This window comes from Actinomadura sp. NPDC023710 (assembly GCF_040639875.1).
GTDB lineage: Bacteria > Actinomycetota > Actinomycetes > Streptosporangiales > Streptosporangiaceae > Spirillospora > Spirillospora citrea.
Genome location: NZ_JBFAGB010000022.1, coordinates 124,995 through 140,361, shown reverse-complemented (window position 1 = coordinate 140,361; position 15,367 = coordinate 124,995). Strand labels below are relative to the sequence as shown.

At 73.6% G+C, this 15,367-nt stretch carries 13 protein-coding genes; 6 read left to right on the top strand and 7 right to left on the bottom strand.

Annotated elements, in window-relative coordinates; genetic code table 11:
• The first annotated feature begins 9 nt into the window (after positions 1 to 9).
• Positions 10 to 1,278, top strand: a complete 1,269-nt coding sequence (locus tag AB0H37_RS25335) for a lysine N(6)-hydroxylase/L-ornithine N(5)-oxygenase family protein (protein ID WP_360615640.1) — start codon at positions 10 to 12, stop codon at positions 1,276 to 1,278.
• A gap of 14 nt (positions 1,279 to 1,292) precedes the next feature.
• On the top strand, positions 1,293 to 1,502 hold the full coding sequence (locus AB0H37_RS25330) for an MbtH family protein (protein ID WP_360615638.1): 210 nt from the start codon (positions 1,293 to 1,295) through the stop codon (positions 1,500 to 1,502).
• Between the two features lie 12 nt (positions 1,503 to 1,514).
• Here the strand turns inward: AB0H37_RS25330 and AB0H37_RS25325 are convergent, their stop codons facing one another.
• The 6 genes from AB0H37_RS25325 to AB0H37_RS25300 all read right to left on the bottom strand — a co-directional run bounded on the left by AB0H37_RS25325 (position 1,515) and on the right by AB0H37_RS25300 (position 9,734).
• A complete protein-coding gene (locus tag AB0H37_RS25325; RefSeq protein WP_360615636.1) occupies positions 1,515 to 3,500 on the bottom strand; it encodes a hypothetical protein in 1,986 nt (661 codons plus the stop codon).
• Between the two features lie 12 nt (positions 3,501 to 3,512).
• Positions 3,513 to 6,524, bottom strand: a complete 3,012-nt coding sequence (locus AB0H37_RS25320; protein WP_360615634.1) for a trypsin-like peptidase domain-containing protein — start codon at positions 6,522 to 6,524, stop codon at positions 3,513 to 3,515.
• Positions 6,521 to 6,820: a trypco2 family protein gene (locus AB0H37_RS25315; protein WP_179834593.1), complete on the bottom strand. Its 300-nt coding sequence runs from the start codon at positions 6,818 to 6,820 to the stop codon at positions 6,521 to 6,523. The genes AB0H37_RS25320 and AB0H37_RS25315 overlap by 4 nt, the downstream gene beginning before the upstream one ends.
• A 69-nt stretch (positions 6,821 to 6,889) precedes the next feature.
• Complete coding sequence (locus AB0H37_RS25310) at positions 6,890 to 7,753, bottom strand: alpha/beta fold hydrolase (RefSeq protein ID WP_329091421.1); 864 nt, start codon at positions 7,751 to 7,753, stop codon at positions 6,890 to 6,892.
• An 8-nt stretch (positions 7,754 to 7,761) separates the two neighbouring features.
• The gene (locus AB0H37_RS25305; protein ID WP_360615654.1) at positions 7,762 to 8,055 is read right to left on the bottom strand and encodes a helix-turn-helix domain-containing protein; all 294 of its coding nucleotides are present in this window, start codon (positions 8,053 to 8,055) and stop codon (positions 7,762 to 7,764) included.
• On the bottom strand, positions 8,052 to 9,734 hold the full coding sequence (locus AB0H37_RS25300; RefSeq protein WP_329091419.1) for an MFS transporter: 1,683 nt from the start codon (positions 9,732 to 9,734) through the stop codon (positions 8,052 to 8,054). Before AB0H37_RS25300 ends, AB0H37_RS25305 begins: the two co-directional genes overlap by 4 nt.
• Before the next feature lie 769 nt (positions 9,735 to 10,503).
• On the opposite strand from AB0H37_RS25300, the gene AB0H37_RS25295 reads away from it, so the two are divergent.
• Entirely contained in the window at positions 10,504 to 12,150 is a 1,647-nt protein-coding gene (locus tag AB0H37_RS25295) for a long-chain fatty acid--CoA ligase (protein ID WP_329091417.1), read from the top strand.
• An 18-nt stretch (positions 12,151 to 12,168) separates the two neighbouring features.
• On the opposite strand, the gene AB0H37_RS25290 is transcribed toward AB0H37_RS25295, so the two are convergent.
• On the bottom strand, positions 12,169 to 12,771 hold the full coding sequence (locus tag AB0H37_RS25290) for a TetR/AcrR family transcriptional regulator (RefSeq protein WP_179834596.1): 603 nt from the start codon (positions 12,769 to 12,771) through the stop codon (positions 12,169 to 12,171).
• Positions 12,772 to 13,007: 236 nt separating this feature from the next.
• On the opposite strand from AB0H37_RS25290, the gene AB0H37_RS25285 reads away from it, so the two are divergent.
• Genes AB0H37_RS25285 through AB0H37_RS25275 form a run of 3 tightly spaced genes read left to right on the top strand, consistent with a single transcriptional unit; the run spans position 13,008 to position 15,365 of the window.
• Positions 13,008 to 13,787 (top strand): ABC transporter ATP-binding protein, encoded by a 780-nt coding sequence (locus AB0H37_RS25285; RefSeq protein ID WP_360615631.1) that lies wholly within the window; start codon positions 13,008 to 13,010, stop codon positions 13,785 to 13,787.
• Positions 13,780 to 14,487 (top strand): ABC transporter ATP-binding protein, encoded by a 708-nt coding sequence (locus tag AB0H37_RS25280; protein ID WP_179834598.1) that lies wholly within the window; start codon positions 13,780 to 13,782, stop codon positions 14,485 to 14,487. The genes AB0H37_RS25285 and AB0H37_RS25280 overlap by 8 nt, the downstream gene beginning before the upstream one ends.
• Positions 14,487 to 15,365: a branched-chain amino acid ABC transporter permease gene (locus AB0H37_RS25275; RefSeq protein WP_360615628.1), complete on the top strand. Its 879-nt coding sequence runs from the start codon at positions 14,487 to 14,489 to the stop codon at positions 15,363 to 15,365. Before AB0H37_RS25280 ends, AB0H37_RS25275 begins: the two co-directional genes overlap by 1 nt.
• The last annotated feature ends 2 nt before the right edge of the window (positions 15,366 to 15,367 follow it).

The window sequence follows — 15,367 nt, the reverse complement described above, 5'->3', positions numbered from 1 at the left end:
GAGGAGCACATGCACACCCCCGTCCGCGATGTGGTAGGCATCGGGTTCGGCCCGTCCAACCTGGCGCTCGCCGTCGCGCTCGAGGAGGAGCACGGCGGCGCGGACGCGGTGTTCTTCGAGAAGCAGCCCGCGTTCGGCTGGCACCGCGGCATGCTGATCGACGGCGCCACCATGCAGGTCCACTTCCTCAAGGACCTGGTGTCGCTGCGGAACCCCGCCAGCCCGTACTCGTTCCTGGCCTACCTCCACGCCCGGGGCCGGCTGGTCGACTTCGTCAACCACAAGACGATGTACCCGACGCGGCTGGAGTTCCACGACTACCTCGAATGGGCCGCCGCCGCGTTCGAGGACCGCGTCCGCTACGGGACGGAGGTCGTCGCGCTCCGCCCGCACGACGACGAGACCCTGGAGGTCGTCGTACGGCGCGGCGACGAACTGGAGACGCACCTCACCCGCAACGTCGTCATCGGCGCGGGGCTCGAACCCGTCCTGCCGGAGGGCGTCCAGGCGGGGGAGCGGATCTGGCACACCGAGGACCTGCTCACCCGGCTCGCCGAGCGCGGGGACTGGGACCCGCGCCGCATCGTCGTGGTCGGCGCCGGGCAGAGCGCCGCCGAGGCCGTCGAGTACCTGCACCGCACCTTCGCCCGCGCCGAGGTGTGCGCGGTCTTCGCGCGGTACGGGTACTCGCCCGCCGACGACAGCTCGTTCGCCAACCGCATCTTCGACCCCGAGGCCGTCGACCACTACTACGCCGCGCCCGGCGACGTGAAGCGCATGCTGTTCGAGTACTCGCGCAACACCAACTACTCCGTGGTGGACCTCGACCTCATCGACGAGCTGTACCGGCGCGCCTACGCCGAGAAGGTCGCGGGCGCCGAGCGGCTGCGCATCCTCAACGTCTCGCGCGTCCTGGACGTCGCGGACCGCGGCGCCGGCGGGGCGCGGGTCCGGGTCGCGTTCCTGCCGACCGGCGAGGTCGCGGACCTGGACGCCGACGCCGTCGTCTACGCGACCGGATACCGCGAACGCGACCCGTTCGACCTGCTCGGCGAGGCGGGCGCGCACTGCCGCTCCGGCCCGGACGGGCGCCCGGTCGTCGAACGCGACTACCGCATCGCCGCCGAGCCCGGCCCCGAGTGGGGCGTCTACCTGCAGGGGGCGACCGAGCACAGCCACGGGATCGCCTCCTCGCTGCTGTCCATGACCGCCGTGCGCACCGGGGAGATCGTGCGGTCCATGGCGCGGCGGTCCGCGAGAGTCACCCCCGGCGTCTAGAGGAAGGCAAGCGCATGACGACCAACCCGTTCGACGACCCCGACGGCACGTTCCTCGTCCTCGCCAACGCCGAGGGCCAGCACTCCCTGTGGCCGGCGTTCGCCGACGTCCCCGCCGGCTGGACGACCGTCCACGGCCCCGACTCCCGGTCCGACTGCATCGGGTACGTCATGGACAACTGGAAGGACATCCGCCCGCGGAGCCTGGCCGCCGAGACGCCGTGAGCCAGCCGCCGGTCACGACCGCTCGGCCCTGGCTGCCTCCTCGAAAGCGGCCATGCGGGGCAGGACGTTGCCGAGCGGCGGGATCACCTCCGGCAGTGCCGCCATCATGACGGCGGGGGGCGGCAGCCAGCCGTCCTCCCGGATGCCCTGGACGATGAGGCGCTCGGCCTCGGCGCGGTCGCCGTCCTCCACCAGGCGGGCGATGACGCCCTCGAACGCCTCCCGGCGGCGGGCGGGCGACCGGATCCCGGCGGCCATCCCCTCGGCCTCCGGCAGCCGTCCCGCCACGGCGGTGGCCAGGGCGATGTCCCGCAGGATGGGGCCCTGCCGGTGGTGGTGCTGCGGCTCCTCGCCGAGGATGTTCTGCGCCTGCTCGGGCAGCCCCGCCCGCAGCGCGGCGGCGGCGATGCCGGCGAACGTCGCGCCGCGCACCTTGGGGTCGCGCACGCTCCGGGCGATCCGCAGCGCCTCCTCGATGAGACGGACGGCGCGGCCGGTGTCGCCCAGCGCCGCGGCCCGCTCCGCGACGGCCGCCAGGGTGCTCCAGGCGGGGAACGGCAGCCGCGAGGCCCGCATGATCTCCGTCACCCGCTCCGCCTCGTCCAGCAGTCCGAGCCGCGCGGCGGCCTGGGCGATGTGCGACAGCGCCCGCTGGTGGCGCTGCTCGTCCACGTAGGTCGCGGCGAGCTGCTCGGCCTCGCGCAGCAGCCGCCGCGCGCGTTCGGCGTCGCCGAGCGTGTCGGCGAGCAGGGCCAGCTCCACGAGCCCGCGGCACCGGGGCTCGGGGTTGGTGATCGCGATGGTGCGGACGGCCGTCTCGGCGTCGTCCATCGTCCTGCCCGCCAGGTTCGCGTTGCCCGTGGCCGCCACGGCGGCGGCCAGGGAGCCGATCAGCTCGCCGCGGATCCGCATGTTGCGCACCCCGCGCGCCTCGCGGACGACCCGGCGGCGCAGGGCCCGCAGCCGCTCGGTGCTCGCCCGGCAGACCGCCAGCAGGACCTCCACCCGCAGCCGCGGGTCGGCCAGCCCGGCCGCGAGCCGCTCCGCCAGGTCCAGGTCGCCGATCTCCACGGCGGCCGCCGCGAGCTCGGTCGCCACCCCCTCGCTGGAGTCGGCGTCGAATCCGGCCAGCCGCTTCTCCCCTTCGGCCAGCAGCCGCCCCGCCGCGCCGGCGTTCCCGAAGCCGTGGGCGGCGCGTGCGACCTCGGTCAGCGCGGACAGTCCCATGGCCGGATCCGAGACGAGCGCGACCAGCCGCCGCGCCGTGTCGAGGTCGGTCACCCGGGCCGCGGTCGCCGCCAGCTCCGTCGCGACGGCGTCGCGGGAGTCGGCGTCCAGGTCGCCGAGCAGTTCCTCGGCCGCGGTCAGGAACCGCGCCACGCGGGCGTAGGCCCCGGCGCCGTAGGCGGTCTCGGCGAGTTCGGCCAGCGCGGAGATCCGCCGCCGGGGACTGTCGACGAGGGCGGCGATCCGCTCCGCCTCCCCGTGGCGGCCCTGCCGGGCCGCGGCCACGGCGGCGGCGGTGATCTCGAACTGGGTCAGGTGCCGCACCGAGCCCGCGGGAGCCAGCTGCTCGGCCGCGAGGAGGTAGGAGACGGCCTGGTCGCGTTCGCCCCGGGCCCCGACGATCCGGGCGAGCCGGGCCAGGCCCGTGGCCCGGCGGAAACCGTTCCGCACGCGGTCGACCAGCTGTTCGGCGTCGTCGATCCGGCCCGCCTTGGCCAGTTCCTCGGCGGCGTTGACGCTCGCGAACAGCTGTTTGCGGGTGCGGCTCATGCCGGCCAGCGCGCGGTGGACGACCTCCAGGCGGCCGTCCCGCGCGGCCCGCTCCGCGATCGTCCCGAGCAGGGTGTTGCGCTCGTGCACGTCGACGACGAGAACCGCCGCCCGCAGGGCCGGCCCGGTGAGGCCGAGCTCGGTGGCGGTCCGCGCCGTCTCCGACGGCAGGTCCTGCTGGGACGGGAGGCGCAGCGCCGCCTCGATGCCCGCCTCCAGCACGCCGGAGGCGCCCTAGAGCTCGGCGACATGGGTCTTGAGCAGGAGGTTGACCGCCCGCGCCGCCTTGGGGGACGTCCCCTCCGCCACGGTGAGCGCGAGGGCCAGCAGGCCGCGTGCCGCGTCGAGGTCGCCCTCCGCCGCGACCGCCGGGGCCGCCTCGACCAGTGGCGCCCACTGCCGCCGCGGCTGGAGCGAGACGAGGTCGGCGGCCGTCCCCATCAGCCGGATCGCGGTGTCCGGCAGGCCGGCGTCGAGCGCGCCGACGGCGGCGCGGGCCGCGGCGAGCGCCCTGCGATGGCCTTCCAGCAGCGACATGAGCCTCTCGGCCTCGTCGAGCAGCCCCGCGTCCACGACGGAGGTGAGCAGCTCGGCGAGCGCGGCCTGGCGGGACGGCCCGCCCTTGGCCGTGACGGTGTCGATCGCGGTCGCGAGCACCGCCTGCGCGGCGGCCCGGTCGCCCCGCAGCGCGCGCGCCCGCAGGATGCCGCCGAGCGCCCGGGAGATCGCCCGGGCCCCGCTGACCGACGTCCGCGCCAGCTCCTCGGCCGCCGCGAACTCGCCCCGGTCGGCCAGGAGCCGCACGAGCTCGGCGAACGTCTCCCACCGCAGGTCGTCCGGGGTCAGGAGGCTGGCCAGGCGCTCGGCGTCCTCCTGCAGGCCCTGCTCGGCGGCGGCGCGGGCGGCGGCCACGATGATCGGCCACTGGTGCTTGCGGTCGGCGAACGACCGCGCGATGCGCTCCACCGAGTCGCACAGCCCGGCGCGGGCCGCGTCGCAGGCCATGCCCGTCATCAGCTCCCTGCGCCGGATCCGGGACGGAACGACGGAGGTGAAGAGCCGGGTGGCCTCGTCCAGCAGGGTCTCGGCGCGGGTGAAGCCGGGGCCGAGGGCCAGCGCGATCCGGGCCAGGGTGCGGGCCCTGCGCACCCCGCTCAGGATGCCCCCCGCCAGCAGCTCGGCCTCCTGGAGCCACAGCGCCGCCTCGGTCTCGGTGCCGGACCGGTTCGCCGCCTCCGCCATGGAGATCAGGATGTTGGCCTTGATCGAGGCGACGGGGATGTCGCGGGCCATCCGCTCGGCGCGCTCCAGCTCGCCGAGCTCGGTCCAGGCCACCGCGATGACCTCGGGATGGACGTGGACGGGCAGGCGGAGCTGGTCGCGCCACAGGGCCAGCAGGTAGATCACCGCGAGGTCGGGGGAGTCCGCCGCGAGGAGCAGCCGGATCGAGTCGGTCAGCGTCAGCACGGCCGGCTCCACCGTGCCGGTCCGCTCCAGCAGGCGCCTCCAGCGGCCCGGCTCGTTGAGCCGCAGCAGGCGGTCCAGGTCCTCGTTGTCGGCCAGCACCTGCGGGAACCGGTCCAGAAGGTACAGGGGGGTGTCGGCGGGCCAGCCGCCGGTCCGGTAGGTCTCGGCCCAGTCGAGCACCCGCGCCCAGAAGGCGGCCATCGCCTCGGCGCCGAGGCGCTCGGTCGTGGTCTCCCGGATCAGGTCGTGGGCGAAGGAGTAGCGGTCGCGGCCGCCGTCCTCCCGCCGCTCGACCAGCCGGGCGACGGTCTGCTCGACCAGTTCCCGGACGTCGTAGAGGTCCAGGCCGGTGAGCCGGGCGATGTCCTCGTCGGCCAGCCCGCCGCCGGAGGCCGCCAGCAGCCCGAGCACCTCGCGGCTCGTCCGGTCGCTCAGGTGCTGCTGCAGGTCGCGCTCGGCGGCGTTGCGCGAGGCGCGCGAGGCCTCGTTGGCGGCGAGCGTGCGGCGCTCGCACTCGCGCAGCGGATGCCCGTCCGGGACGTCGGCGGGCACCTCGGGGAAGTGCCTGCTGGTCACCAGCACGTGGCTGCCGGGCGGAACGTACTCGGGGAGCTGCGCCGCGATGCTGCTCTCGCGGTGCCGCAGGTGGTCGTCCTCGTCGAGCCCGTCCACGATGAGCATGAGATGGCGGCCGTCGGCGGTGACCCGCTCGACCGCGCGCCGCCACAGGTCGTCCAGGTCGAACGCGGCGGGGACGACTCCGGGCGTCGGCGTCTCGCCGACCAGCGGGGCCAGCTGGTCGGCCAGTGCGGCCCGGTAGTCGGCCAGCCGCGAGCCGGCCGACCGGGACACGAAGAACGCGACCGTGATGACGTCGGGGGCGGGGTCCCCGGCGAACGCGGCGGCGAGCGTCGTCTTGCCGGCCCAGGGCTCGCCCACCAGCCACAGGTAGGGCGTGCCGCTCGTGGCGAACTCCTGGAGCCGGGCGAGCTCGGCGTCCCGGTCGGCGGGGTCGGGGCAGCGGGCCCGCAGCTTGGTGATGGTCGACCAGTACCGCGACCGGCGCAGCGGCGCGGACGGCCCCGCGCTCCCCGGGTCCAGCCGCACGCCCGCGCCGTCGAGGAGCGCGTTCAGTCGCTCCCGGCTCGGCTGGGGCTCGACGAACTCGCCGGCGATCCGCGGCCGGTGCGGCCCGGCGGCGCTGAGGACGCGGGAGGCGGTCAGCGGCCCGTCGGGCTCGGCCCAGCGCACGACGCCGACCAGCTTGCCGCCGACCAGGACGGGGCCGCCGGACAGGCCCTTGTACCGGCGGCCCGCGCGCTGCGGGGCGTCGTCGCGGTGCAGGTCGAGCAGGCCCGTCTTGACGTTGGCGCCGAGGAGGACGTCGCCGTCCACCTGGTCGACGTCGCGGACGCCGCCGAGCTCGCTCTCGCGGTCGTGGGAGGCGGGGAAACCCCAGGAGACGAACCGTGCGCGCCCGGTGCTCCAGGGGTCGACGTCCGCCAGCACCGCCGGGGCCACCGCGGGCAGCGAGCCGTCCGCGACCCGCAGCAGCGCCAGGTCGACCTCGGCGCCCTCGGCGGTCCAGACCCGCTCGGCGGCGACGGAGACCGACTCGTCCGGCGTGACGAGCCGGACCGTCACCGCACCGGAGGCGGCCAGGACGTGCCGGCAGGTGAGCACCAGCCCGGCGGAGATCCGGTAGCCGGTGCCGTAGCCCTCCTCGCCCTCCCCGACGAGCACCTCGACGGTGCGCCAGCGTGGTTCGTCAGGGATCACCGGCCGGGCTTGCGGAGCCGGTCACCCACCTCGATCGGCTTGCCGTCGACCCGGGGATCGAGCGTGACCGCCACCCGGTGCCTGGTGGTCTGTGCGAGCTTGCCCGAGGCGCCCACCTCGACCACCCAGACCTTCACCTTGCCGTTGGCGCCGCCCTCCCGGACCATGGCGACCTCGAACTCGACCTCGACCGGCCCAACGCTGAAGCGGATCTCCTCCTCGGCGCCCTCACGCTGAGCCCGCGCCAGCTCGTCGCGGATCGCTTTGACTGCCTCTGCCAAGCCGATTTCCTGCATTGCTCCCCATTACTCGTGAGTGGGGAGAGTTTAGCGCTTTGTAGCGGGACGGCTTGAATTGAACGGAGGTCATGTCTTCGGCAGGGACGGCCTGTCCGCGAAGAACCTGGCCATGAGCTCGCTGGCATAATCCGGCCATTCGTGGCCGCCGCGCTGCCTGGTGCACAGCCCGACGACGACGGGGCCCGGGCCCGTGCCGACGCAGTCGTCCGGCCCGTCCGGCACCGGCCACGAGAGCGCGGGCAGCTTGTCCACCCATCTCCAGAACTCCATGACGACCTGGACGGGGATGAACGGGAAATGGACGTCCGCGTCCATGTTCCCGCCGCCCGTATAGGGGACGGACGGGTCCCACGTCCCATGGAAGGCCAGCACCGACACCGGTGTTCTGGGCGTGCAGCCGATCGCGAGGGCGCCCGACACCACGGCGATCCCGGCGATCCTGTCCGACCGTTCGCACGCGTACCGGTACGCCATGCCGCCGCCGTTGGAGAAACCGGTCACGAAGACGCGCCGGGGGTCGGCGACGCCCTGCCGCACCAGCGTGTCGATCAGCTTGTCGAGGAACGCGACGTCGTCGACGCCGGTCCAGCGGGCGAACCAGCAGCAGGCACCGGCGTTCCAGGTGCCGAGGAGCCCGTCGGGGTAGGCGACGGCGTAGCCGTGGCGGTCGGCGGTCGCGTCGAGCCCGCTCTGCTCGCGGACGTACTCGGAGTCGTTCAGCCCGCCATGCAGCGCGACGATGAGCGGCAGCGGCGCGCCGGCCTCGCGCTGGGGCGGGACGTGCAGCAGGTAGGGGCGGTTCCAGTCGCCCATGGGAATGGTGTGCTTCGACGTTCCCGGGGCGTCCTTGGACGCTCCGGCGGGCAGGGGGTGGGCGATGAGCGTCGCGAGGAGTGCCACGATCATCGCCGCCCGCACGGCGATCTTCATAGCGCGATCTAACGCCCGCCGCGCCCCGCCGGGCTACGCACCGGCGCGCAGAAAAGTCCCGCGCTTTTTGGCGGACGGCGCGCAGGGCGGCGCGGCGCCGGAGGACGACACGCCTCCGCGGATGTACGCCGGCCGGCCGCGTGGGCGTTCTGGCGGGCGCGCAGCCCGTCGTTGAACACCGTCCGCGCGCACCCGAACGCGCGGGCCGGCGCCTGGCGCCGGCCCGCGGTCGGGCAGAGGCGGTACTCGGAGGAGGTACATAGAGGCGGTACCGCTGACGAAGCCGCAGTGGACGGGCTCAGTCCCGGGCGAGCGCGGCCAGCTCCTTGTCGATCGCGCGCCGGTGCGCCTCGGCGTCCTCCCGGGCGCGCCTGGGGCTCCAGCGGCCCGTCATCACGAAGATGAACGGCAGGAACACGATCTGGCCGCCCAGGCAGACGTACCACCAGTTCCGCCACTGGCCGGGGCCCTCCTGCGAGGCCTTGGTCACCTCGGCGCCGTGCTCCTTCAGCACCTTCAGCTGCGGCTGCGCCTTCTGCACGGCGGCGAGGCCCGGCAGGCCCACCTCCTTGGCGGCGCGAGCCTGCAGCTCCGGCGGCGCGGAGCCCTCCGGGTACCTGCCGAGCTCGGCGAACAGCTGCGGATGCGCGTTCACGACGGCGAGCGCCGGCGCCGCCTGCTCGGACGCCGCCTTCACCTCGTGGCCGTGCTCCACGAGCGGCGTCACCGACGTCACCACCACCGGGACGAACGCCGCCGAGCAAGCCACGACGATCCGCAGGATCCAGCCCCACACGGCGAGGCCGGTCGCGGTGGCCGCCGGATTGTGCCTCTCGACGGTCTCGGTGAAGCTCGCCATCCACGGCGCGTACGCCAGGCCGCCGAACACGCCGATCGCGACGAACAGCCAGGCGAAGGTGTAGTAGCCGGTGTCCGGGTGGACGGCCAGTTGCGCGAAGTAGGCCGTGGCCGCGACCGAGCCGATGCCGCCGACGAGCATGAGGGGCTTGCGGACGCCGAGCCGGTCCGACAGCAGCCCGGCGACGACCAGCGCGACCGCGTTGGCCGCCCAGTACCAGTTGGCGAGCCCGTTGGTGCGCTGCTCGCTGTAGCCGAACGTCGCGGAGAAGTAGATGACGAAGTTTCCGACGGCCGCGTAGTAGAGCAGGAGGTAGACGCTGATCGCGAAGGCGGAGCCGACGACGTCCGGCCGCATCATCTGCCGCCAGTGGCCCGACGTCTGCCGGTCGGGGTCGATGCCCTTGGCGCGCGCCTCGACCAGCGCGCGGTCCCGCATGCTGACCATGATCTGGTCGCGCAGTGCCGGGGACAGCTCCCGCAGGCCGAAAAGGGCGACGACGAACACCGCCAGCGCCGCGAACCCCGCGAAGCGCAGCTCGTCCTGCCAGCCGGAGGTGTCCAGGGTCGCGCTCGTCACGGTGGTGACGACGAGGCTGCCGAGGACGGGGCCCATCGTCCAGAAGCCCATCGCGGTGGCGCGGCCGAGCTGGGGCGAGAAGTCGCGGATGAGCGCCGGCGTGGCGACGAGCACGATGCCCTCGATGAAGCTGAGCACCGCGAACAGCACCAGGAAGGTGGTCTTGTCCGGCGCCTGCGGCAGCACGAGGACCAGGAGGCCGGCGACCAGCAGGCCGTACACCACGAGGTTCGCGCGGCCCCACCGGTCGGCGAGCCCCGCGAGCAGCGACGCGAACGCGCCGATCGCGTTGCCGACCACCGACAGCAGGATGAAGAAGCCGAACGACATCCCGTAGTGGGACATGATCGACGTCGCCACGGCGTACTGGATGTAGAGCAGGTAGTACAGCACGACCGTGGTGACGACGACGATGGCGAGGCAGGCGTAGCGGCGCCCCGTCTCCGGGTAGTGCGGCAGGTCGCGGCGCCACAACCGCGCGGCGAGACCCGGTGCGGCGCTGCTCCGCCCGGTGCCGGGCTCGGTGGATGAGGAAACGGACATACAGAGACTCCTCCGGGCGCTGATCTCCCCCGAGAACCGGTCCATGAACGGCGGCGGCGCGCGCGCTCGCCGTCACCGTCCGGTCAACGTAAACCCGGTAAGTCGAAATGGCAATAACTTGGACCCGGCGAAACCGACCAGTCGGTATGCCCTCGTCCACGTGCGGATACCCGCCTGACAGAGATGCGAGCCCGCCCATGTCGCATGCGCCGACGCGCATGCACGGCATAACACCTTGCGCCATACCGACCGGACGGTACAAGACGACACGGGCGGCGTCTTCGTCGTTAGAGGTGGGCGCGGAGGCCGCTGTTTGGTCGCGTGCTGCCGCCGTGGTGCGATTCGCGGGCCGTGGCGGGACTGGACTGGTCCACCAGGGGTGTCTGTGCCGTGTCGTCCCAGGTGGACCATCGCGGCGCTGAAGCGTGTGACATGTCGTGGAGCACGAGCGCTGGGAAGGTGGGAACCGGGCCATGGCGGTGCCGGCGGGCTGCGAGGAGGGGAGTCCGCGCGTCAGCCGCATATACCGGTGGAAAGCCGGGGGCTGGACGGTGCCGGGGCGGAGTCGCGGAACCGTCCAGCCCCCGGCCTTCTCGGGCCCCCGGCGGCCGTGGATGCCCGTGCACGTGCGGGATGCGTCGCCGCCCGCGATGGATCATTGACGGCGGGGCGGTGTCGAAAATATGGTGAACCGACCGGTCGGTATGTGCGGAATTCCGCGCACCCGGCCCGTTCCTGTCGCCATCGCGGGCCTTCCCGGAGAAATGCCATGATCCTCAGCACGATGCAGGACTTTCCGCTGTCCGTCGCCGCGATCCTGCGGCACGGGGCGCGCGTCTACGGCCGCAGCGAGTGCGTGACGTGGACGGGCGGCGGCGCGCCCCGGCGCGCGACCTTCGCGCAGATCGCCGCCAACGCCGAGCGGCTCGCGTCCGCCCTGGCCCGGCTGGGCGTCCGTCCCGGCGACCGGGTGGCGACGTTCTGCTGGAACAACCAGGAGCACCTGGAGGCGTACTTCGCGGTGCCCGCCATGGGGGCGGTCCTGCACACGCTGAACATCCGGTTGTTCCCCGAGCAGCTCTCGCACATCATCAACCACGCCGACGACCAGGTCATCGTCGTCGACGACAGCCTCGTCCCGCTCCTGGCGCGCGTCGTGCACGAGCTTCCCGCCGTCGAGGCGTTCGTCGTCGTCGGGGACGGCGACGCCTCGGCCCTGGAGGCCAACGGCAACGGGGCGCCCGTCCTGCGCTACCGCGAGCTGCTCGCCGCGGAGGAGCCCGGTTACGCCTGGCCGGAGGTGGACGAGCGATCCGCCGCGTCCATGTGCTACACCAGCGGCACCACGGGCGACCCCAAAGGCGTGGTGTACTCGCACCGCTCCACGTTCCTGCACGCGATGGCCGTGCAGTCGGCGTCGCTGGTGGGCATCACCGAGGCCGACCGCGTCCTGACCATCGTGCCGATGTTCCACGTCAACGCCTGGGGCCTGCCGTACGGGGCGTTCCTGTCCGGGGCGACGCTGCACATGCCGGGGCCGTTCATGCAGCCGGAGCACCTGGCGAAGTTCATCGCCGCCGAGCGCAGCACGCTGGCCTCCGCCGTCCCGACGATCTGGAACGGGATCCTGGCCCTGGGGGAGCAGGAGGAGATCGACCTGTCGTCGCTGCGGGCGGGCACCTCCGGCGGCGCCGCCGCGCCCCGCGTCCTGCTGGAGCGCTTCGAGCGGCGGTACGGGCTGCGCATCATCCAGGGCTGGGGCATGACGGAGACGAGCCCGCTCGGCGGTATGGCGTTCCCGCCACCGGGCGTCGAGCCGGGCACCGACGAGGACATGGACTGGCGGCTGAAGTCCGGCCGCGTCGCCGCCGGCGTCGAGATGCGCATCGTGGACGACTCCGGCGCCGAGCTGCCGTGGGACGGCGAGTCCGTGGGCGAGATCGAGGTGCGCGGTCCGTGGATCACCGGCGCCTACCACCGCGACCCGGCGCCCGGGAAGTTCGACGACGGCTGGCTGCGCACCGGCGACATCGGCACCATCGACGACCGCGGCTTCTACCAGATCACCGACCGCGCGAAGGACGTCATCAAGTCGGGCGGCGAGTGGATCTCCTCGGTGGAGCTGGAGAACCACCTGATGGCCCACCCCGCCGTGGCGGAGGCCGCCGTCATCGGCATCCCCGACGCCCGATGGGACGAGCGCCCCCTCGCCTGCGTCGTCCTGCGCCCGGACGCCTCCGCCGCTCCCGGGGAGCTGGCGGCCTTCCTCGCGGGCAAGGTCGCCCGCTGGCAGGTCCCCGAGTACTGGACGTTCCTGGAGGAGATCCCGAAGACCACGGTCGGCAAGTTCGACAAGAAGCCCCTGCGCGCCCGGCACAAGGACGCGGCGCTCAAGATCGAGCACGTGGAGCGCTGACGGGCGGCGCGGCGCCCGCTACTTCTCCAGGCCGTGGAGGAACAGGTCCACGTAGTGCTCGCTGATGGCGGCCGTCTTGAGGCGGCCGCCCGGGCGGTACCAGGCGCCGATCTGGTGGACGGTGCCGAAGAAGAAGTGGACGGCGATGTCGGCGGGCGTCTCCGTGCGGAACGTTCCCTCGCGCTGGCCCTCCTCGACCAGCGCGCGGAAGCGCTCGTGGTAGCGCCGCCGCTCGGCGCGGACGGCCTCGCGGCGGTCGCGGGAGAGCAGGTGCGTCGAGCGGAAGAAGACGGTGAAGTCGTCCAGGTAGAGGAACGAGGTGTTGAGGACGTCGACGGCGGCGGCGCGGAGCCGCTCGGCGGCCGTGCCGGGGCCGCCCGCGATCTGCTCCAGCCGGGACGTCTGCAGGCCGAGGAGCCGGTGGTAGATCTCGTAGAGCAGGTCGTCCTTGGAGCCGAAGTAGTGGTACATGGCCCCCTTGGTCACCCCGGCGGCGTTCACGATCTCCTGCACCGAGGTGTTCTCGAAGCCCTTCTCGGCGAACATCCGGGTCGCCACGGCCAGCAGCCGGTCCGGCAGCGGCAGGGTGCCGGGGATCCGGCCCGCGGGCGCCTGCGCCATCACTCCACCTCCGTCCGGGAACGCCCCCCGGGGTCTCGTGCCGCCCCGGCGCGGCCGCCCGCAGATCGCCGATCAGCCTACCGCCCGGCGACGAACCGCAGCGCCGCCGCCGGGACCGCGGAAAATCGGCTGTTGACCGGAGCGCCCAGTGATTCTATCTTCGGTGAATCCGACCAGTCGGTATGTGCAATTGGCCTCGGGGGATTCGCGCTGATTCATCGGCGAGGTGAGGCGACATGTCCGGCTCCTCTGCAATCCTGGAACTTCGAGAGGTGACCGTCCGCTTCGCCGGGCTGGTCGCATTGGACGGGGTGTCGCTCACGGCGCCCCAGGGCGGGGTCACGGGGGTGATCGGCCCGAACGGCGCGGGCAAGACGACGCTCTTCAACGTCGTGTGCGGGTTCGTCCGGCCGGGGGCGGGCGAGGTGCGCTGGCGGGGCCGGCTCCTTGGCCGCCATCGGCCGCACGACCTGACGCGGCTCGGCATCGCCCGCACCCTCCAGGGCCTCGGACTGTTCCCGGGGCTGACCGTGCTGGAGAACGTGATGGTCGGCGCCGACCCGCACGCCAGGGCCGGGTTCTGGTCCGGCCTCTTCGCGCTTCCGCGCGCCGACCGCGACGAGGCGGCCCTGCGCGGGCGGGCCATGACCCGGCTCGCGGAGCTGGGCGTCGCGGACGAGGCCGCCCGGCTGCCGGGGCAGCTGCCCTACGGCGTGCAGAAGCGGGTCGCGCTGGCCCGCGCGCTCGTGGCCGAGCCCGACCTGCTGCTGCTGGACGAGCCCGCCGCCGGGCTGTCCGCGACCGAGATCGACGAGCTGGCCGGGCTGATCCGAGGGCTGCGCGGCGGGCCCGCCGTCGTCCTCGTCGAGCACCACATGGACCTCGTGATGAGCGTCTGCGACCAGGTCGTCGTGCTGGACTTCGGCAGAGTCATCGCGAGCGGCCCGCCCGAGAGCGTGCGCGACGACCCGGCCGTCCTCGACGCCTACCTCGGCGAGGAGGTCACCGGTGCTTGAGGTGAAGGACCTGACCGTCTCCTACGGCGCGGTCCGCGCGCTCGGCGGCGTGGACCTGTCGGTCGGCGAGGGCTCGGTGACGGCGGTGCTCGGCGCGAACGGCGCGGGGAAGACCACGCTGCTGCGCGCGGTCTCCGGCCTCCTGCGGCCCCGTTCGGGACGCGTCGAGCTGGACGGCGCGGACATCACCGGGACGGCGGTCGAGGAGATCGTCCGGCTCGGCGTCGCGCACGTCCCGCAGAGCGGCGGCGTCATCACCGAGCTGACCGTGCAGGACAACCTGCGGCTCGGCGGGCTGTGGCGGCGCGACCGGGCGGCCCTCGCGCGCCGGGTCGCCGACATGTACGAGCTGTTCCCGCCGCTCGCGCAGCGCCGCTCCCGCACCGCCGCCACCCTGTCCGGCGGCGAGCGGCAGATGCTCGCGCTGGCCCGGGCGCTCACCGGCGCGCCGCGGCTGCTGCTGGTGGACGAGCCGTCCCTCGGCCTCGCGCCGCGGGTGGTCGCCCAGCTGATGGCCGTGCTGCGGCGGCTGTGCGACGAGGACGGGCGGACCGTGCTGCTCGTGGAGCAGAACGCGCGCAGCGCCCTGTCGGTCGCCGACCGCGCCGTCGTCCTGGACCTCGGCTCCGTCGTGGCGGACGAGACCGCCGCGGCCATCGCCGCCGACGACCGCCTCCGCCACGCCTACCTGGGGTTCTGATGGTGCGCTTCCTCAATCTCACGCTCGCCGGCATCACCTCCGGGGCGGTGTTCGCGGCGGTCGCGCTCGCCCTGGTGCTGATCTGGCGCTCCACCCGCGTCGTGAACTTCGCGCAGGGCGGGATGCTGATGTTCACGACGTTCCTCGCCTGGAGCGTCATCGACGCCGGCGGCTCCTACTGGCTCGCGCTCGGCGCCGCCCTGGCGTCCGGGCTGGTGCTGGGCGCGGTCGTCGAACGGGTCGTGGTCCGCCCCGTCGAGAACAAGCCGCCGCTGAACGCGGTGATCGTCACCCTCGGCCTGCTGGTGCTGCTGCAGGCGTCCGCGGGCATGATCTGGGGCGACACGCCGCACTCCTACCCGCCCGCCTTCACCATCAAGGGCCTGTCCGCGGGCGGGACGCGGCTGTTGCTGTCGCCGTTCGACCTGTTCGTCATCGGCGCCGTCGCCGCGGTCATGGTGCTGCTGACGCTGCTGTTCGTCCGCACCGACCTCGGGTTGCGGCTGCGGGCGTCGGCGTTCGCGCCCGAGATCGCCCGGCTGCAGGGCGTCCGCGTCGGCCGGATGCTGACCCTCGGCTGGGCGCTCGCCGCGCTCGTGGGATCGCTCGCCGGGGTGCTGATCGCCCCGTCGGTGTTCGTCGGGCCCGCCCAGTTCGACGCGATGCTCGTCTTCGGGTTCACCGCCGCCGTGATCGGCGGGCTGGACAGCCCCGCGGGCGCCGTCACCGGCGGGCTGCTGCTCGGCTGCGCCCTCAGCTACGTGTCCGGCTACCTCGGCTCGGAGCTGGTCGCCCTCGGGGCGCTCGCCGCCCTCATCACCGTCCTGATGATCAGACCGAACGGCCTGTTCGCCGCGAGCGCCGGACGGAGGGTGTGACC